At 63.6% G+C, this 17432-nt stretch carries 15 protein-coding genes and 2 pseudogenes; 7 read left to right on the plus strand and 10 right to left on the minus strand.

The window, feature by feature from the left end; all coding sequences use genetic code 11:
• From WCB02_RS29045 to WCB02_RS29075, 7 genes and pseudogenes are all read right to left on the minus strand, one after another.
• Window positions 1–111, minus strand: a pseudogene (locus tag WCB02_RS29045) (succinate--CoA ligase subunit alpha); the annotation flags it as partial.
• Between the two features lie 33 nt (window positions 112–144).
• Window positions 145–624: a DUF1579 family protein gene (locus WCB02_RS29050; RefSeq protein ID WP_423963208.1), complete on the minus strand. Its 480-nt coding sequence runs from the start codon at window positions 622–624 to the stop codon at window positions 145–147.
• A 4-nt stretch (window positions 625–628) separates the two neighbouring features.
• Window positions 629–1825: an ADP-forming succinate--CoA ligase subunit beta gene (sucC, locus tag WCB02_RS29055; protein WP_423963210.1), complete on the minus strand. Its 1197-nt coding sequence runs from the start codon at window positions 1823–1825 to the stop codon at window positions 629–631.
• Window positions 1826–1873: 48 nt separating this feature from the next.
• Window positions 1874–2842 (minus strand): malate dehydrogenase, encoded by a 969-nt coding sequence (mdh, locus tag WCB02_RS29060; RefSeq protein WP_423963212.1) that lies wholly within the window; start codon window positions 2840–2842, stop codon window positions 1874–1876.
• A 273-nt stretch (window positions 2843–3115) separates the two neighbouring features.
• The gene (gene zapE, locus WCB02_RS29065; protein WP_423963215.1) at window positions 3116–4306 is read right to left on the minus strand and encodes a cell division protein ZapE; all 1191 of its coding nucleotides are present in this window, start codon (window positions 4304–4306) and stop codon (window positions 3116–3118) included.
• Window positions 4307–4525: 219 nt separating this feature from the next.
• Window positions 4526–5062 (minus strand): RNA 2',3'-cyclic phosphodiesterase, encoded by a 537-nt coding sequence (gene thpR, locus WCB02_RS29070; RefSeq protein WP_423963219.1) that lies wholly within the window; start codon window positions 5060–5062, stop codon window positions 4526–4528.
• A 244-nt stretch (window positions 5063–5306) separates the two neighbouring features.
• Complete coding sequence (locus WCB02_RS29075) at window positions 5307–5954, minus strand: arylesterase (protein ID WP_423963242.1); 648 nt, start codon at window positions 5952–5954, stop codon at window positions 5307–5309.
• Window positions 5955–6009: 55 nt separating this feature from the next.
• On the opposite strand from WCB02_RS29075, the gene WCB02_RS29080 reads away from it, so the two are divergent.
• The 4 genes from WCB02_RS29080 to WCB02_RS29095 all read left to right on the plus strand — a co-directional run bounded on the left by WCB02_RS29080 (window position 6010) and on the right by WCB02_RS29095 (window position 11038).
• Window positions 6010–6744 (plus strand): ABC transporter ATP-binding protein, encoded by a 735-nt coding sequence (locus tag WCB02_RS29080; RefSeq protein ID WP_423963221.1) that lies wholly within the window; start codon window positions 6010–6012, stop codon window positions 6742–6744.
• On the plus strand, window positions 6741–9329 hold the full coding sequence (locus WCB02_RS29085; RefSeq protein WP_423963223.1) for an ABC transporter permease: 2589 nt from the start codon (window positions 6741–6743) through the stop codon (window positions 9327–9329). Before WCB02_RS29080 ends, WCB02_RS29085 begins: the two co-directional genes overlap by 4 nt.
• 257 nt (window positions 9330–9586) lie before the next feature.
• Window positions 9587–10378: a Bax inhibitor-1/YccA family protein gene (locus tag WCB02_RS29090; protein ID WP_423963226.1), complete on the plus strand. Its 792-nt coding sequence runs from the start codon at window positions 9587–9589 to the stop codon at window positions 10376–10378.
• Window positions 10379–10504: 126 nt separating this feature from the next.
• The gene (locus WCB02_RS29095; RefSeq protein WP_423963228.1) at window positions 10505–11038 is read left to right on the plus strand and encodes an N-acetyltransferase family protein; all 534 of its coding nucleotides are present in this window, start codon (window positions 10505–10507) and stop codon (window positions 11036–11038) included.
• A gap of 93 nt (window positions 11039–11131) precedes the next feature.
• Here the strand turns inward: WCB02_RS29095 and WCB02_RS29100 are convergent, their stop codons facing one another.
• The 3 genes from WCB02_RS29100 to acnA all read right to left on the minus strand — a co-directional run bounded on the left by WCB02_RS29100 (window position 11132) and on the right by acnA (window position 15700).
• Complete coding sequence (locus WCB02_RS29100) at window positions 11132–11503, minus strand: DUF2794 domain-containing protein (protein ID WP_423963231.1); 372 nt, start codon at window positions 11501–11503, stop codon at window positions 11132–11134.
• Between the two features lie 527 nt (window positions 11504–12030).
• Complete coding sequence (locus WCB02_RS29105; protein ID WP_423963234.1) at window positions 12031–12795, minus strand: DUF1223 domain-containing protein; 765 nt, start codon at window positions 12793–12795, stop codon at window positions 12031–12033.
• A 184-nt stretch (window positions 12796–12979) separates the two neighbouring features.
• Window positions 12980–15700: an aconitate hydratase AcnA gene (gene acnA / locus WCB02_RS29110; protein ID WP_423963236.1), complete on the minus strand. Its 2721-nt coding sequence runs from the start codon at window positions 15698–15700 to the stop codon at window positions 12980–12982.
• Between the two features lie 225 nt (window positions 15701–15925).
• Between acnA and ccmA the strand changes: the two genes are divergently transcribed.
• From ccmA to WCB02_RS29125, 3 genes and pseudogenes are all read left to right on the plus strand, one after another.
• Window positions 15926–16528 (plus strand): heme ABC exporter ATP-binding protein CcmA, encoded by a 603-nt coding sequence (gene ccmA, locus WCB02_RS29115; RefSeq protein ID WP_423963238.1) that lies wholly within the window; start codon window positions 15926–15928, stop codon window positions 16526–16528.
• The gene (gene ccmB / locus WCB02_RS29120; protein ID WP_423963240.1) at window positions 16525–17193 is read left to right on the plus strand and encodes a heme exporter protein CcmB; all 669 of its coding nucleotides are present in this window, start codon (window positions 16525–16527) and stop codon (window positions 17191–17193) included. Before ccmA ends, ccmB begins: the two co-directional genes overlap by 4 nt.
• Window positions 17194–17284: 91 nt before the next feature.
• A pseudogene (locus WCB02_RS29125) lies at window positions 17285–17432 on the plus strand (heme transporter HemC); the annotation flags it as partial.

Consider the following 17432-nt stretch of genomic DNA (forward strand, 5'->3'; position numbering starts at 1 on the left):
GCCGACCATCTTGGTGCCATAGGCGATCGCCGCCTCGGAATGAAACGTGCCGTTCTTTCCGGTGAAACCCTGGCAGATGACTTTGGTATTCTTGTCGATCAGGATGGGCATGGGACTGCTTTCAAGAGACGGCCAAACTTCGGGTTAATGGACACGCCGATACACGCCGGTGAGCACGTCGGCCCAACCTTCCGCGTCGGGCGAGAACTGGATCTTCATCAGGTAGGATTTGTCGTCGATGACTTCATAGACGTGGCGGGCGTTGCCCCGCAGCGAGCCGCGCACGAGCGTCAGCGTTTTGCCCGTCCAGCCGCCGGAGGCTGGCGACGGAGGGTAGTATCCCAGGGAATCGTGCCAGAACAACTTGTAGAGCCGATCCTCGCGGTCATAGGTGAACAAAGCATGAGCGGCAAAGCTCTCCCTGCCGTCGCGCGTCTGCCGGCTGTCCTGGATCAGATAGAAGCCGTTGAGCGCGATGCGCGCGGTCACCTGCGATGTTGCGGCCCCGCCTTCGGTCCAGCGCGACGGATGGACCGTCTCTTCGCCGTGCCACTCGCCTGCGAAGGCCGCGAGCCTCTCGTGCTCGGGCAACGGTACCGGTGCGGCGAGATGGTCCTCCGCCATGGCGCTAGCCCTTCTTGACGGCGTTCACGATCTTCTGCGCAGCATCATCGAGATTGTCGGCCGGCAGCACGTTCAGACCGGATTCGCGGATGATTGTCTTGCCCTGCTCGACATTGGTGCCCTCGAGCCGCACCACCAGCGGGACTTGCAGGCCGACGTCCTTGACCGCTGCGACCACGCCTTCGGCGATGACGTCGCATTTCATGATGCCGCCGAAGATGTTGACCAAGATTCCCTTCACGTTGGGATCGGCCGTGATGATCTTGAAGGCGGCTGCGACCTTTTCCTTGCTGGCGCCGCCGCCAACATCGAGGAAGTTCGCCGGCGCCATGCCGTAGAGCTTGATGATGTCCATCGTCGCCATGGCAAGCCCGGCGCCGTTGACCATGCAGCCGATATTGCCATCGAGGGTGACGTAATTGAGATCGTATTTCGACGCCTCGATCTCCTTGGCGTCTTCCTCGGTCTCGTCGCGCAGCGCCGCGACCTCGGGATGACGAAACAGCGCGTTGTCGTCAAACGAGACCTTGGCGTCCAGCACCCGCAACTGGCCCTGCCTGGTGACGACCAGCGGGTTGATCTCCAGCATCGCCATGTCCTTGGCGACGAAGGCATTATACAGCTGCGTCACCAGTTTCTCGGCCTGCTTGGCGAGATCGCCGGACAGCTGCAAGGCTTTCGCGACCGTGCGGCCGTGATGCGACATGATGCCGGTGGCCGGATCGACCGAGAAGCTTGCGATCTTCTCCGGCGAATTGTGAGCGACGTCCTCGATGTTGACGCCACCTTCGGTGGACACCACGAACGACACTTCGCTGGTCTCGCGATTGACCAGGATCGAGAGATAGAACTCCTTGTCGATGTCGGAGCCGTCCTCGATGTAGAGCCGGTTGACCTGCTTGCCGTGCGGCCCGGTCTGCACCGTGACGAGCGTGGCGCCAAGCATCTGCTTGGCGAATTCATTGACCTCGGCGACCGACTTGGCGATCCGAACACCGCCCTTGTCGCCGGCGGAGGCTTCCTTGAATTTGCCCTTGCCGCGGCCGCCGGCATGGATCTGGCTCTTCACCACCCAGATCGGGCCGGGCAGCATTTTCGCCGCCGTATCCGAATCCTGCGCCCGCAGCACCGGGACGCCCCTGGAGATCGACACGCCGAATTCGTGCAGCAGCGCCTTGGCCTGGTATTCGTGAATATTCATCTCAACGGCCCCCGATGCCTGAACGATCTGTCAACGCGGCAAAGCCTGTCAGCGGCCGAGCAGGTCGGGCGCGATCTTCTTGCAGGCATCGACCAGACCCTGCACCGCACTGACCGATTTGTCGAAGGCTTCGCGATCCTTGCCGGCCAGCTCGATCTCGACGATGCGCTCGACGCCCCTCGAGCCGATCACGACGGGCACGCCGACATACATGTCCTTCACGCTGTATTCGCCGTTCAGATAGGCGGCGCAGGGCAGCACGCGCTTCTTGTCCTTCAGATAGCTCTCGGCCATCGCGATCGCGGACGCTGCCGGCGCATAGAACGCCGAGCCGGTCTTCAGGAGATTGACGATTTCGGCGCCGCCATTGCGGGTGCGGTCGACGATCTCATCGATCCGCGCCTGCGAGGTCCAGCCCATCTTGACGAGATCGGGCAGCGGAATGCCGGCGACGGTGGAATATTTCACCAGCGGCACCATGGTGTCGCCATGGCCGCCCAGCACGAAGGCGGTGACGTCTTCGACCGAGACATTGAATTCATCGGCCAGAAAATAGCGGAAACGTGAAGAATCCAGCACGCCCGCCATCCCCACCACCTTCTTGTGCGGCAAGCCGGTCGCCTTCTGCAGCGCCCACACCATGGCATCCAGCGGGTTGGTGATGCAGATCACGAAGGCGTCGGGCGCGTATTTCTTGATGCCGGCGCCGACCTGCTCCATCACCTTGAGGTTGATCGACAACAGGTCGTCGCGGCTCATGCCGGGCTTGCGTGGCACGCCGGCAGTGACGATGCAGACCTTGGCATTGTCGAGCGCCTCGTAGGAATTGGCGCCGGTACAATGTGCATCGAAGCCGTCGACCGGCGAGGATTGCGCAATATCGAGCGCCTTGCCCTGCGGCACGCCTTCCGCGATGTCGAACAGCACCACGTCGCCCAATTCCTTCAGGCCGATGAGGTGAGCCAGCGTTCCGCCGATCTGACCGGAGCCAATCAAAGCAATCTTGTCACGCGCCATGGGAATCTGTCCTTTGAACCCGAGCGGGGGAGGGTATGGAAAGAGCTGAACGCTGGTTATCGCTTTCGACGGGGCCGTTCAAGTCACGGTATATCCAATTATTGGTGTTGTTGGCGGCGCTGCCTTGATTTCGATCAGTTGCCTGCTATTCGCGGGCCGCGAAGCCGGGATAGGCCCAGAATCCTGCGCCGCGCCCGCCAGCATCCGCCTCCGGCCCATGACAAGGCGGCCCGAATGACCCATATGATGCAATCAGGCTCCGGGACATCGAGCCTACGTCTCGACCAGTCCGGTCGATGAGCCGCTTGCAGCCGAATCCTTGCGGCCATGCGCCAGCGCCAGATAGGAGTCCGAACTCATTTCGATCAGCCGCGATGCTGTTCGCTTGAACTCATTGGCCTCGTTGCCCTCGGTCGCGAGGTACAGCGACACCGGATCGGCCTCGGCCGAGGCCATCAGTTTCACTGCGTTGTCGTACAGCGTGTCGATCAGCGCGATAAAGCGCTTGGCGGCGTTGCGCTCGGGATAGTCCATCACCGGAATGTGGTCGACCAGGATGGTGTGGTAGTCATGCGCGAGCCTGAGATAGTCTGAGGCGCCGAGCGGCTTTTGGCAGAGATCGGCGAAAGAAAACCGCGCCACGCCGTGCGCGGAGCACGGCACATGCAACACGCGCCCCTTGATTGCAATCTCGCGCGGCGCGCATTCGGCGTTGCCGGTCATCCTGTCCCAGGCCTTGTCGAGGGCCTCGTCGGCCTCATGGTCCGCCGGCACCAGCCACATCCTGACGCCCACGAGCTTTTCCAGCCGGAAATCGGTACGCGCGTCGAGCCGCAGCACGTCCATATGGTCGGCGATCTCCGCAATGAATGGCAGGAACAGCGCCCGGTTCAGGCCCCCCTTGTAGAGATCCTCGGGCGCGACGTTGGAGGTCGCCACCACGACAGTGCCGAGCTCGAACAGTTTCGCGAACAACCGTCCCAGAATCATCGCGTCCGCGATGTCGGTGACGTGGAATTCGTCGAAGCACAACAGCCAGGCCTCGTCGAAGATCGCAGTCGCCGTGAGCGCGATCACATCGGCGCCGCCATTGGTGATTTCGCCGCGCGCGATGTTCTGGCGATAGCCGTAGATCCGCTCATGCACCTCGGCCATGAATTCGTGGAAATGGGCGCGCCGCTTGTGCGCGACCGGACAATGCTGGAAGAACAGATCCATCAGCATGGTCTTGCCGCGACCGACCTCGCCATGGACATAGAGCCCCCGTGGCGGCCCCTCGTCCTTGTCCTTGAACAACCGACCGAGCAGGCCCTGCTTGCGCACCGGCTTGTAGCTCGCGAGCCGCCGTTCGAGGTCGGCGAAGGCGTCCGCGGCTTCGGCCTGGGCTGGGTCGGGTTCGATGGCGCCGGAGAGGACGAGGGCCTGATAATGCCGATGGAACGCGTCGGAGGGGGTGGACAACATGGGGCCACTTTACGGCCCCAGACTTAAGGAAATTGCAAGCCGCTAATTGGTGCAGGGGGTATGCAAGCCTCGACGTCGGTCGTCATCACCGCGACAGCGGGCGGGGCACCGCTACGCGGCCGGCCATCGGCTCCAGCACCCGCCGCTCGGGAACACTGGGCCGTCCGGCTTGACCTTCGTCAGGTCGGGTGACGACAGCGGTGGCCGGAGAGCGCGGGCCTATGGGCTGAGCGCGTAGGAATCCTCGACCACATAGGGGCCGCCGCCCGTAGAAGCACGGGCCGAGAACAGCACGAAGCGCTCGGCCTTGAACACCCGGCTTGGGAAATAGCCGCGCACCGACAGGTAATCGGCGACATCCTGGCTCGATGCGTCATAGAGCCGCGCCAGGGTCACGTGTGGCGTGAACTTCCGTCCTTCCGGATCAAGCCCGATGCGCTGCATCAACCGCTCGAGCTCGGCCTGCAGCTCGATCAGCGGCCGGCTCGGCACGATCGAGGCGACCACCGCGCGCGGCTTGCGTCCGCCGAAGCTCGACAGGCCCTGCAACGTGACCTCGAACGGCTTGCGGTTGATCCGCACCAGCATGGACGCGATCTCGTTGGCCGAGATGCCGTCGATATCGCCGATGAAGCGTAATGTGACGTGATAATTTTCGGGATCGACCCAGCGGGCGCCCGGAAGGCCGCCTCGCAAGCCGGAAAGCGTCTGGCCGATCTCGGCCGGAATTTCCAGTCCAGTGAACAGACGTGGCATCGTATAGACTCCCGATGCTTGGGCAGCAAACCCGAACGGCCAGCCCCACGCTTTGACGGGGTGGGTCAAGGCCTTCGGGCGATCATGCCCCGAAACAATCCCGGTGACGAATCACCGATACCAAATTTCTACCCGAGTTATGTGACTCTGCGAAGCTGTTGGCGGTAACCGATCCAAAACCTCCCTTTATAAACCTTGCTGGGTAAGGTTATCGCGACTGGCCCGGAATATCGATGCCCGTTTTTCAGCGGTGCTGCTCGCCAATCGTGCCGAGAAATGCCTGCACGCTGGGCAGGATTCTGTCGACGATGATATCAACCCCCTCCGGAGTCGGATGGATGCCGTCTGCCTGGTTGAGTTTCGCGTCGGCGGCGACACCGTCGAGGAAGAACGGATACAGCGCCACGCCGTGCGACTTCGCCAACTCCGGATAGATCGGATTGAAACGGTCCGCATAATCATGGCCGTAATTCGGCGGGGCCAGCATGCCGCACAACAGAACGGCGATGCCGCGCGACTTCAGTCGGCTCAAGATATCGGAGAGCGCCTGCCGGGTGATGGCGGGATCCATGCCGCGCAGCGCGTCGTTGGCGCCGAGTTCGACGATCACCGCGTCGGTTCCCTCCGGCACCGACCAGTCGAGCCGGTCGCGGCCGCCAGAGGCGGTGTCGCCGGACACGCCCGCATTGCTGACGTCAATTTTCATGCCCTTGTCACGCAATGCCTTTTGCAGTTTCGCCGGAAACGCGTCGGCGGCCTTCAGGCCAAGGCCGGCGCTCAGGGAATCGCCGAGCACCACGAGCTTGATCGGTGTTGCCTCCGGTGTGGCCGGAGCTTGCGCTGCTCCCGCGGCCGCCGCCGTCAAGGCGACCGTCAACACGACTATGTGCACGAAGCACCGCAGGCCCCTCTCGACCGCGACGGCGAAAGTGCCATATGACCGAGCCATGGACAGCCTCATCGAACCCTCTTCCCAGGCCGGACTCTCGCCGGACACGATCTGCATTTCCAACGTGAATCTCTCGCTCGGCAGCGGCGCCGCGCGCGTTCATATCCTGAAGGATATCAGCCTACGCGTCGCCTCCGGCGAAACGATCGGCCTGATCGGGCCTTCCGGCTCCGGCAAATCCACACTTCTGATGGTGATGGCTGGCTTGGAACGTCCCGACAGCGGAGAGGTGGTGGTCAACGGAACGCCTTTCAATGCTCTCGACGAGGATGCGCTGGCGCGCTTTCGCGGCCGCAAGGTCGGTATCGTATTCCAGTCATTCCATCTGATTCCGACCATGACGGCGCTGGAAAATGTCGCGGTGCCGCTGGAATTGGCCGGCAATTCCGATGCGGCGCGGCGTGCCGCGCAGGAACTGAATTCGGTCGGCCTCGGCGATCGTCTGCATCACTATCCGATGCAACTATCCGGCGGCGAGCAGCAGCGCGTCGCGCTGGCGCGCGCGCTGGCGCCGGACCCGGCCATCCTGGTCGCCGACGAACCCACCGGCAATCTCGATGAGGCCACGGGCAAGCAGATCATCGATCTGTTGTTCGGCAAACATATCGAGCGCGGCATGACGCTGGTGCTGGTGACCCACGACAGCTCGCTGGCGCAGCGCTGCGACCGCGTGGTGCGCCTGCGCTCGGGCCGCATCGAGGAGAACAGCGCGGGGCGCAAAGCCGCGTCATGAGCGTCGTTTCCGAACGTATCGACCTTGTTGCCGAACGCGGCCGCCGCCGCACCCAGTGGCTGAGCCTGCGCTTTGCCTTGCGCGAGCTGCGCGGCGGTCTGCGCGGCTTCTACGTTTTCATCGCCTGCATCGCGCTTGGCGTGATGGCGATTTCGGGGGTCGGCTCGGTCGCAGCGAGCCTCGCCGATGGACTGGCGCGGGAGGGGCGCAACCTGCTCGGCGGCGATGTCGCCTTTGCGCTGTTCCAGCGCGAAGCGAAACCCGGCGAACTGTCCTTCCTGCGGTCGCGCGGGGAGCTGTCGACCATCGCGACGCTGCGCGCCATGGCGCGCGCGGCGGATGGCCGCGCCGCCCTGGTCGAGATCAAGGCGGTGGACGCGAACTATCCGATGCTCGGGCAGCTCTCGCTCAATCCGGACGTGCCGATCCCCGATCTCCTGAAGCAGAGCGACGGCGCGTTCGGCGCGGCGGCCGATCCGACCTTGCTGGCGCGGCTCGATCTCAAGATCGGCGACAAGGTGACGATCGGCGATGCAAGCTTCCAGATCCGGAGCGCTGTCGAGTCGGAACCGGACAAGCTCGCCGGCGGTCTCGGCCTCGGGCCGCGCTTTCTGATCAGCGAAGCCGGCTTGCGCGCGACCGGTCTGCTGCAGCCCGGCAGCCTGGTGCGCTGGATCTACCGGCTCAAACTGCCGGACGACGCAGCCGACGATCGCGCCGTGACCGGTTTGATCGACGATGCAAAGAAGGCTGCCCCCGAAGCCGGCTGGGAGATCCGCAGCCGCGCCAATGCCTCGCCGCAGCTCCAACGCACCATCGAACGTTTCACCCAGTTCCTCACCCTGGTCGGCCTCGCCGCGCTGCTGGTCGGCGGGGTCGGGGTCGCCAATGCCGTCAAGAGCCATATCGACCGCCGTCTCGACGTGATCGCGACCTTCAAGGCGCTCGGCGCCACCGGCCGCGACGTGTTCGCGATCTATCTGACCCAGGTGATCGTGCTCGCAAGCGTGGGCTCGGTGATCGGGCTCGCTGCGGGCGCGGCGCTGCCCTTCGTCATCGTCGGCCTGTTCGGCCAATTGCTGCCATTGCCGGTGGCGCCGGCGATTCATGGCGGCGAACTCATGCTCGCGTTCGTCTATGGCCTATTGACGGCGCTGGCTTTCGGGCTCTGGCCGCTCGGCCGCGTCCATGACGTGCCGGTGGCCGCGCTGTTTCGCGATACCATCAGCACCGAATGGCACCGGCCGCGCTGGCGCACGCTGGCGCTGATGGCGCTGGTGATCGCACTCCTGATCGCCGTCGTGATCGGGCTTGCCTATGACAAGCGCGTGGCGGCCGTGTTCGTTGCCTCGTCCATCGTCGTATTCGCGCTGCTGCGCGGCATCGCCGCCGCGCTGATGGCGCTGGCGCGGTGGCTGCCGCGAACCCGTTTTCCGATGCTGCGGCTGGCGGTCGCCAATATCTACCGGCCCGGCGCGCTGACGCCTTCCGTCGTATTGTCGCTGGGCCTTGGGCTCGCCGTGCTGGTCACGATCACGCAGATCGACGGCAATCTGCGGCGGCAATTTCTGGCTTCGCTGCCGGAGCGCGCGCCGTCATTCTTCTTCATCGACATCCCCTCTGCGGAGGCCGATCGGTTCACGGCATTCCTCGAAAAGACCGAGCCGCAATCCACCGTCGAGGACGTGCCGATGCTGCGTGGGCGTATCGTCGCGGCACGCGGCGTCAAAGCGGAAGACCTGCACCCCTCCGCCGATGCCGAATGGGTGCTGCAGAGCGACCGCGGCCTGACTTATACCGGCGAAATTCCCAAGGGCTCCAAGATCGTCGCCGGCGAGTGGTGGGGACCCGATTATAGCGGCCCGCCGCTGGTCTCGATCGAAAAGAAGATCGCTGATGGATTGAAGCTCAAGCTCGGCGACGAAATCGTCGTCAACGTGCTCGGGCGCGACATCCCGGCCAGGATTGGCAATATGCGCACCATCGACTGGCAAGGGCTCGGGATCAACTTCGTGCTGGTGTTCTCGCCGGGCGCATTCAAGGGCGCGCCGCACACCCATGTCGCGACCCTGACCGAGCCCCGGCCGAGCATCGCCGATGACGCCCGCATCATCAAGCAGGTGGCGACAGCGTTTCCGACGGTGACGAGCGTGCGCGTCCGCGAAGTGATGGAAACCATCGGCGCGGTGGTCTCGAACCTGGCGCTGGCGATCCGCGGCGCCAGCGCGGTGACTCTGGTCTCGGCCATCCTGGTGCTGGGCGGCGCGCTTGCCGCCGGGCACCGGCACCGGGTCTATGATGCCGTCATCCTGAAGACACTCGGCGCCACGCGCATGCGTCTGCTCGGCGCCTATGCGCTGGAATATCTGCTGATCGGGTTTGCCACCGCGGTGTTCGGCGTGATCGCGGGGTCGGTCGCGGCGTGGCTGATCGTGACGCGGCTGATGACGCTGAGCTTCATCTGGCAGGCCGGCAGCGCTCTCGCGGTGGTCGCCGCCGCGCTGCTCGTTACGGTCGGGCTCGGGCTTGCCGGGACGCTTCTGGCGCTGAACCAGAAGCCGGCGACGGTGCTGCGGAATTTATGACAAGTTGAAGTAACCGCCCCACAGCCAAAGCGGACACCGCTAAGACCCAGCCAGCGCGCGGCTTTTTCCCCCGGCGGAGCGACATTCGGCCGCGCATGTAAGCTTGCGGCGGATGTGCTAGTTTCCCACATATTGCTCAGGTCGGACGCCGGGTTGATGACGCAAATTTAATGTCCGCAACCGGCACGATCTGAGATAGGTTTCTACGAGCCGGCAGCATCCTTGCGAACCGCCGGGCAACAAACGGGAATTCGACCATGTCGGACCTAGACCGCAACTATAATTCTCCTTTCGGCCGGGCCGCCGGGCGCGTTGACGCCGCGACCGTCGACGCCGGTCTGCGCGCCTACATGCTGCGCATCTACAACTACATGAGCATCGGCCTGGCCATCACGGGCTTTGCCGCGCTCGGCGTCTATATGGCGGCGGTCACCAACGATCCGTCGGGCGCCGCCGCCAAGATCGGCAATGCGTTCCTGACGCCGTTCGGCTATGCGATGTTCGTAAGCCCGCTGAAATGGCTGTTCATCCTGGCGCCGCTCGCCATGGTGTTCGTCATCTCGGCCGGCATCAATCGCCTGCAGCCGGCAACGGCCCAGATGCTGTTCTGGGCGTTCTCGGCGCTCATGGGTGTCTCACTGTCCTCGATCTTCCTGGTGTACACTCACACCTCGATCGTTCGGGTATTCTTCATCACCGCCGCGACATTCGGCGCGCTCAGCCTGTATGGCTACACCACAAGGCGTGACATGAGCGGGATCGGCTCGTTCCTGTTCATGGGCCTGATCGGGATCATCATCGCCAGCCTGGTCAACCTCTTCCTGGCCAGTTCAGCGTTGCAGTTCGTCGTGTCCGTGGCGGGCGTTCTGGTGTTCGCCGGCCTGACCGCCTGGGACACCCAGCGGCTGAAGAACGACTACATCTACGGCTACGCCTCCCAGGGCGGGGTCGTTGCGGAACGCGCCTCGATCCTCGGCGCGCTGTCGCTGTACCTCAACTTCATCAACCTGTTCACGCTCCTGCTGCAGCTGCTCGGCCAGCGCGACTGACCGCTTGCCACCAGAGCAAAAGGGTTCGCGAGCCCCGGCCGTCTGGCCGGGGCTTTTGCTTTGCCCTGCCACCAGCGTGACGAAAGCATTGATCCGGACCAGACGGATGGTATCTTTGTAGCTGCCATGTCTTCGCTTGAAATCAGGGTCGCTACCGCGGCCGACCTTCACTTCATCACCGCGATCTACGAGCACGCGGTCCGCTACGGCACCGCGACATTCGAACTGACCCCGCCGGATCTCGCCGAGATGACGCGGCGCTTCACGGCGCTGACGGAAGGCGGTTTCCCCTATGTCGTCGCTCTGCTCGAGGGCCGGGTGGTCGGCTACGCCTATGCCAGCGCCTACCGGCCGCGACCGGCTTACCGCTTCACCGTGGAGAACTCGATCTATCTCGATCCAGCCATCCATCGGCGCGGCATCGGGGTAAAGTTGCTCCAGCGCCTGATCGCCGAATCCGAAGCGCGCGGCTATCGCCAGATGATTGCCGTGATCGGGGATTCCGCCAATGCCGGTTCGATCGGCGTCCATACCAAGGCCGGCTTCAAGATGATCGGCATCCATCCGGCTGTCGGGTTCAAGTTCGGGCGCTGGCTCGACACCGTGATGATGCAACTCCCGCTCGGGGAGGGCGGGAATACGGTACCGCTGGCGGAATGATGGCCTGAAGTCGTGCCGGCCCGAGCGTCAGGTCGAATCTCAGCCGGATCCGGCGCTGCGGGCGAGCCACAATGGCGATCGTGAAAGCGAAACCTAGACCAGCACCGGCTTGCGATCGATGACTAGCAGAACGCGATCGAGCTCCTGGCCGCGGCGCAGGATCAAGCCGGTCGCCGAGATCACGCTGTACATGCCCTGTTTGCGCGCCAGTCGCGGATCTTTTTCAATCCGGTAAATCGGCACCTCGGAGGCGCGGCGATACACCGAAAACACCGCGCGGTCGCGCAGGAAATCAATCGCGTAGTCGCGCCACTCGCCGTCGGCGACCATGCGGCCATACAAGTTCAGGATGCGATTGAGCTCGAAACGATTGAATGTCACCCGATTCGGCGGCGAATTCGCAGCGGCTCCGCGCGCCGCCGCGTGGCTTTCGCTTGGATCGGCATCCTCCGGCATCAAACTCATATCCCGCCTCCTGTCATTTGAATGACATGATTGCGCCATCCGACGCGGGCTGCAAGGCCCCCATTTGTCTTCCCGAGCACGATAGCGCGGCGGATCTGGCTGGTTTTGCCGGCGGAATTCCCGGGTGCAGGCGTCACGGGATCGTTAGCGGAATCATAATACCGCCTAACTTCTGCCAACCGACCGCCCTCCAAGGTTGCGATAAAACAATCAATGCGTTGGCCCGGTCCTTTCGGTGTCGGATTCCTCAGCCCCCAGCCCCCCGGGATCGTGGGGATCGGGCCTATCGCAGGAAAATAGGTTGCACTCCTGGGACCGACGCAAGTTGGTCCTTTTTTGTTGCCCATAGATACTTCCCATGTGATGTCCGGCAGCGGTGCGCATCAATATGACGCACAATCCATCAACCCGGGAAGTGGTCCGACGTCGGCGCTCAAGGCACCGTGATATGCAGGGAAGTGCGCGCAAGCGCTTGACGAAGGCCGGCAGCCTCCCCTCGCAAGGTGCACGATCCCAATGCCGGGAAATCAGTGCAACGAGGTGTAGGCTGCTCCGAGCATCGGGCCCGGCTTGTCGCGGGTCCCGTCCTGGACATAGACAACCGCACCATCGACACCTTCGCGTGCGACGTTTTCCAATGGCACGGTCCAACTGCCCGGGCTGCCATTCCAGTCCCCGACCTTCAACAGGTTTCGCACCACGTTGTAGTAGGTCAGTTCACGACCGCTGTTCTCGCCGCGGCTGATCGAGATCGGCACGGCCTTCGAGATCGAGCAGATCCATACTTCGCCGTGCATCGCGGCAGAGCCCTTTGCCGAGGGCGCAACCGATACGTTGAGCTCCTTGCCGGCCTGGGTCATCGTCACCGGCACCGACATCACGCCCTCGGTCTTCCGGGTAGCGCCGATCGCGCTTTCGATGCCGGAGCGGTCGCTGCCGATCACGTGCATCTCGCCGTTGATGACGGCCTGCGGCGTATAGACCTCGCGATCGCCGCGCATCCGCGAATAAGCCTTCTGACGGGCCGAGAAGCGCCCATCCGCCAGAGTGTCCTTCCAGCCAAGATAATCCCAATAATCGATCGGCATGCTCATGGCGATGATCGACGGGTCTTTTGCGAGCTCGCCGAGAAGCTTGTCGGCTGGCGGGCACGACGAGCAGCCCTGCGAGGTAAACAGCTCGACCACCGCGCGAGGGTCGGCATGGGCCGGACGGATAATGGCGATGATTGCGCAGACGCCGAGCGCCCCGGACCATCGCGACAGATAATTATGGGCTACCATTCCTGTCATGACTGGAGACTACACCCGCCGTTAACCCTTTAACCCGTTGCGCCGCTTGACCCCGTCACTTGATCGCTCGACTTGATCCGTGGCTCGGTCCCTTGGCCCCGAACGCCGCGATGCGACCTGTTCATAGGCCGCCTCCCACCGCGCTGCCACTCACTTCGCAGTGAGCCTGTGATCACATCCGCCTTTACGCCGCAAGCTTGCGCAGCACATAGTGCAGAATGCCGCCGTTGCGGTAGTAATCGAGTTCGTCCAGCGTATCGATGCGGCACAGCAGCGGCACGCGCTGCACCGCGCCATCGCCCCAGACGATCTCCGCCGTCAGCGTCTGACGCGGCTTCAGATCGCCCTGCAGGCCCCGGATCGTCACCTTCTCATCGCCCTTCAATCCGATCGACTGCCAAGAGGCTCCGTCCTCGAAGGTCAACGGCAGGACGCCCATACCGACCAGATTGGAGCGGTGAATGCGCTCAAAGCTCTGGCAGATCACCGCGCGCACGCCGAGCAGGCGCGTGCCCTTTGCGGCCCAATCGCGCGAGGAGCCGTTGCCGTATTCGGCGCCGGCGAACACCACCAGCGGCACGTTCTCGGCCTGATACTTCATCGCCGCATCGTAGATCGGCATCTGCTCGCCGTCGGGCCAATGCTTGGTCAGGCCGCCTTCGGGGATGTTGCCGTCGGCGCCCTTCAGCATGAAGTTCTTGATGCGGATGTTGGCGAAGGTTCCGCGCATCATGATCTCGTGATTGCCGCGCCTCGTGCCGTACTGATTGAAGTCGGCGGGCCGCACCTGGTGCTCGCTGAGGAATTTTCCGGCCGGTGAGGTCAGCTTGATTGAACCGGCGGGCGAGATGTGGTCGGTGGTGATCTTGTCGCCGAACATCGCCAGGATCCGCGCCTCGACCACATCGACGATCGGATCAGGCTCCTTCTTCATGCCCTCGAAGTAAGGCGGGTTCTGCACGTAGGTCGAGCTCATGTTCCAGCGATAGGTTTCGCTCTCGACCGTCTTGATCTTGCGCCAGTTGGTGTCGCCCTTGAACACATCGGCGTACTTTTTCTTGAAGATCGCGGCGGTGACATATTTCTTCATGAAGGCGTTGATCTCCTTCACCGTCGGCCAGATGTCCTTCAGATAGACCGGCTTGCCGTCCTTGCCTTCGCCGAGCGGGTCGGTCGCGAGATTTTTCGTCACCGAGCCGGCGAGCGCATAGGCCACGACCAAGGGCGGCGAGGCGAGATAGTTCGCCTGAACGTCAGGGCTGACGCGGCCTTCGAAGTTGCGGTTGCCCGAGAGCACCGCGGCGGCCACGATGCCGTTGTCATTGATCGACTTCGAAATGTCCTCGGGCAGCGGACCCGAATTGCCGATGCAGGTCGTGCAGCCGAAGCCGACCAGGTTGAAGCCGACCTTGTCGAGATCCTTCTGCAGGCCGGAATTGGCAAGATATTCCGCGACCACCTGGCTGCCCGGGGCAAGCGATGTCTTGACCCACGGCTTGGCTTTCAATCCCTTCGCCGCGGCGTTCCGCGCCAACAGTCCCGCGCCAATCAGCACGCTTGGATTCGAGGTGTTGGTGCAGGAGGTGATAGCCGCGATCACCACGTCGCCGTGGCCGAGATCGAACTCCCGATTCTCGACGGCATAGCGGTGCGCCGAGTCGTCGGCCTTCTTGTACTCGCTTGCCATCGCCCCGGCAAAACCTTCGGAGACCAAAGGCAGTGCGACGCGGCCCTCGGGACGCTTCGGTCCGGCCATCGACGGCACGACGTCGCCGAGATCGAGCGTGATCGTCTCCGTGAACACGGGATCTTCCGAGCGCGCGGTGCGGTACAGGCCCTGCGCCTTGGCGTAGGCTTCGACCAGCTTGACCCGCGCCGACGCGCGACCCGAGGTCTTCAGGTAATCGATGGTCGCAGCATCGACCGGGAAGAAGCCGCAGGTCGCACCATATTCAGGCGCCATGTTGCCGATGGTCGCCTTGTCCGCGACGGAGAGATGGTCGAGGCCGGGGCCGAAGAACTCGACGAATTTGCCGACCACGCCAAGCTTGCGCAGCATCTGCGTCACCGTCAGCACCAAGTCGGTCGCGGTGACGCCCTCCTTGAGCTGGCCCTTGAGCTTGAAGCCCACCACTTCCGGCAGCAGCATCGACAGCGGCTGGCCAAGCATGGCTGCCTCCGCCTCGATGCCGCCGACGCCCCAACCGAGCACGGCGAGGCCATTCACCATGGTGGTGTGCGAGTCGGTGCCGACCAGCGAATCCGGGTAGGCGACCTCGAACGTGCCGGTCTTCTTGCCAACGGTCAGCTTGTCCTTCTTCGTCCACACCGTCTGCGCCAGGTATTCGAGATTGACCTGATGGCAGATGCCGGTGCCGGGCGGCACCACCGAGAAATTCGAGAACGCCTTCTGGCCCCATTTCAGGAACTCGTAGCGTTCCTGGTTCTGCTTGTATTCCTCGGCCACGTTCTTGCCGAAGGCCTTGTTGTCGCCGAAGAAGTTGACGATCACGGAGTGGTCGATGACGAGATCGACCGGCACCAGCGGATTGATCTTCTCGGCGTCGCCACCAAGCGTCTGCATTGCGTTGCGCATGGCGGCAAGATCGACCACCGCAGGCACGCCGGTGAAGTCCTGCATCAGCACCCGCGCCGGGCGGAACGCGATCTCGTGTTCGAGCCTCTTCGACTTCAGCCACTTCGAGACCGCAACGATGTCCTCTTTCTTGACGGTGCGGCCATCCTCGTTGCGCAGCAGGTTTTCCAGCAGCACCTTCATCGAGTAGGGCAGCTTCGAGATCCCCTTCAGACCGTTTTTCTCGGCGGCAGGCAGGCTGTAATATACATAAGACTTGAGACCGACCCGGAGGGTCTTCTGGCATTTGAAGCTGTCGAGCGAGGTCATGTGAGGAAATCCCGATTGTCCGTTATACCCGGCAAGGGGTATTATAAAACCGTCTGCAGAGGAGTGGCGTGATGGCTTGCAGCGGATGATTGTGTGCTGCATCAAGTTCCGGCTTATAGAAGTTTTAATTCGAGACCGCCACACCGACAAACATGCCGCAGCGGCTTGCGACCCACAAATTCTGCCGCGGTACCCCACGAAATCAGAGGCCTGTGAAGGAGCGACATGCGGCTGTTGGGAAGCGGCGTCAGATGTGTCCGCGGCGGGCGGGACATATTTTCCGGGCTTGATTTTCAAGCCTCCGCCGGCGAGCTTTTGACCGTGGTCGGACGCAATGGCTCGGGCAAGACTTCGCTGCTGCGGCTGATCGCGGGGCTTTTGACATTGGCCGGGGGATCGATCGTGCTGGAGGGCGGCGAGAGCGAACTCACGCTCCCCGAACAGGCGCATTATCTCGGCCACCGCGATGCGCTGAAGCCCGCCTTGAGCGTGAGCGAAAACCTCGGCTTCTGGCGGGATTTCCTGGGCGGCGAGAGGTTCGATGCCGGCAAAGGCCTCGCCGCGATCGGGCTCGATCATGCCGCGCATCTGCCGGCGGGGTACCTCTCGGCCGGCCAGCGGCGGCGGCTGTCGCTCGCCCGGCTGATCGCGGTGCGGCGGCCGCTCTGGCTATTGGACGAACCGACGGCCGCGCTCGATGTCGCGGGACAGGATATCTTGATCGGCCTGATGCGCGATCACCTCGCGGGCGGCGGCCTGATCGTCGCCGCGACCCATTCGCAACTCGGGCTTGATGCCCGGGAGTTGCGAATCGGGGGCCGCGCGTGACCGCGCTCGGCGCCCTGATCCGACGCGACCTCCGGATCGCCCTTCGCGTCGGCGGCGGCGCGCTGATCGGCGTGCTGTTCTTCCTGACCGTGGTGGTGCTGATGCCGTTCGCGATCGGCCCCGATCTGGGGCTATTGGCCCGGCTCGGACCCGCGATCCTCTGGCTCGGCGCGCTGCTCGCCAGCCTGCTGACGCTGGACCGGCTGTTCACGGCGGACCATGACGATGGTTCCCTCGACCTGATCGTGATGAGCCGGACGCCGTTGGAACTCACCTGCGCCACCAAAGCGCTGGCGCACTGGATCGCCGCCGGCCTGCCACTGGTGGTCGCCACCCCGGTCCTTGGACTGTTGCTCAATCTCGACACTTCGTCGACCGCGGCGGTGGCTTTGACCTTGCTCGCCGGCACCCCGGCCCTGACCTTCACCGGCATGATCGGCGCAGCGCTTGCGGTCACCCTGCATCGCGGCGGATTGCTGCTGGCCGTTCTGGTGCTGCCGCTCGCGATTCCGGTGCTGATTTTCGGCGTGGCCGCCTCGGACGCCGCGATCACCGGACCAACCGCGTTCGGGGCGCCGTTTTCAATCCTGTGTGCGCTGTCGCTGGTCAGCTTCGTGGTCGGGCCGTTCGCCGCGGCCGCCAGCCTCCGGCAGGGCCTGGACTGATCCGCCTTGCCGGCCGCTTGATCACGATCAACTCTTGGCAAGCGGCTTTATGCTGATTGCCTGCGAGGCCCGCGACGACTAACAGGGTGTCATGACGCTGATCGAGAAGCTGACCGAGCTTGCCAATCCGACAAAATTCCTGGCGCTCACCGGGCGGGTCTTGCCGTGGCTGATCGGCATCACCGCCCTCGTACTCGCGATCGGCCTCTATCAATCAGCCACCGCGCCCGACGACTACC

Origin of the sequence: Bradyrhizobium sp. (assembly GCF_049581145.1) — a bacterium.
Lineage (GTDB): Bacteria > Pseudomonadota > Alphaproteobacteria > Rhizobiales > Xanthobacteraceae > Bradyrhizobium.

What these genes read in the sequence shown, in the direction of transcription:
- WCB02_RS29050 (WP_423963208.1), bottom strand. Translation starts at nt 624, where the DNA reads ATGGCGGAGGACCATCTCGCCGCACCGGTACCGTTGCCCGAGCACGAG.
- sucC (WP_423963210.1), bottom strand. Translation starts at nt 1,825, where the DNA reads ATGAATATTCACGAATACCAGGCCAAGGCGCTGCTGCACGAATTCGGC.
- mdh (WP_423963212.1), bottom strand. Translation starts at nt 2,842, where the DNA reads ATGGCGCGTGACAAGATTGCTTTGATTGGCTCCGGTCAGATCGGCGGA.
- zapE (WP_423963215.1), bottom strand. Translation starts at nt 4,306, where the DNA reads ATGTTGTCCACCCCCTCCGACGCGTTCCATCGGCATTATCAGGCCCTC.
- thpR (WP_423963219.1), bottom strand. Translation starts at nt 5,062, where the DNA reads ATGCCACGTCTGTTCACTGGACTGGAAATTCCGGCCGAGATCGGCCAG.
- WCB02_RS29080 (WP_423963221.1), top strand. Translation starts at nt 6,010, where the DNA reads ATGGACAGCCTCATCGAACCCTCTTCCCAGGCCGGACTCTCGCCGGAC.
- WCB02_RS29085 (WP_423963223.1), top strand. Translation starts at nt 6,741, where the DNA reads ATGAGCGTCGTTTCCGAACGTATCGACCTTGTTGCCGAACGCGGCCGC.
- WCB02_RS29090 (WP_423963226.1), top strand. Translation starts at nt 9,587, where the DNA reads ATGTCGGACCTAGACCGCAACTATAATTCTCCTTTCGGCCGGGCCGCC.
- WCB02_RS29095 (WP_423963228.1), top strand. Translation starts at nt 10,505, where the DNA reads ATGTCTTCGCTTGAAATCAGGGTCGCTACCGCGGCCGACCTTCACTTC.
- WCB02_RS29100 (WP_423963231.1), bottom strand. Translation starts at nt 11,503, where the DNA reads ATGAGTTTGATGCCGGAGGATGCCGATCCAAGCGAAAGCCACGCGGCG.
- WCB02_RS29105 (WP_423963234.1), bottom strand. Translation starts at nt 12,795, where the DNA reads ATGACAGGAATGGTAGCCCATAATTATCTGTCGCGATGGTCCGGGGCG.
- acnA (WP_423963236.1), bottom strand. Translation starts at nt 15,700, where the DNA reads ATGACCTCGCTCGACAGCTTCAAATGCCAGAAGACCCTCCGGGTCGGT.
- ccmA (WP_423963238.1), top strand. Translation starts at nt 15,926, where the DNA reads ATGCGGCTGTTGGGAAGCGGCGTCAGATGTGTCCGCGGCGGGCGGGAC.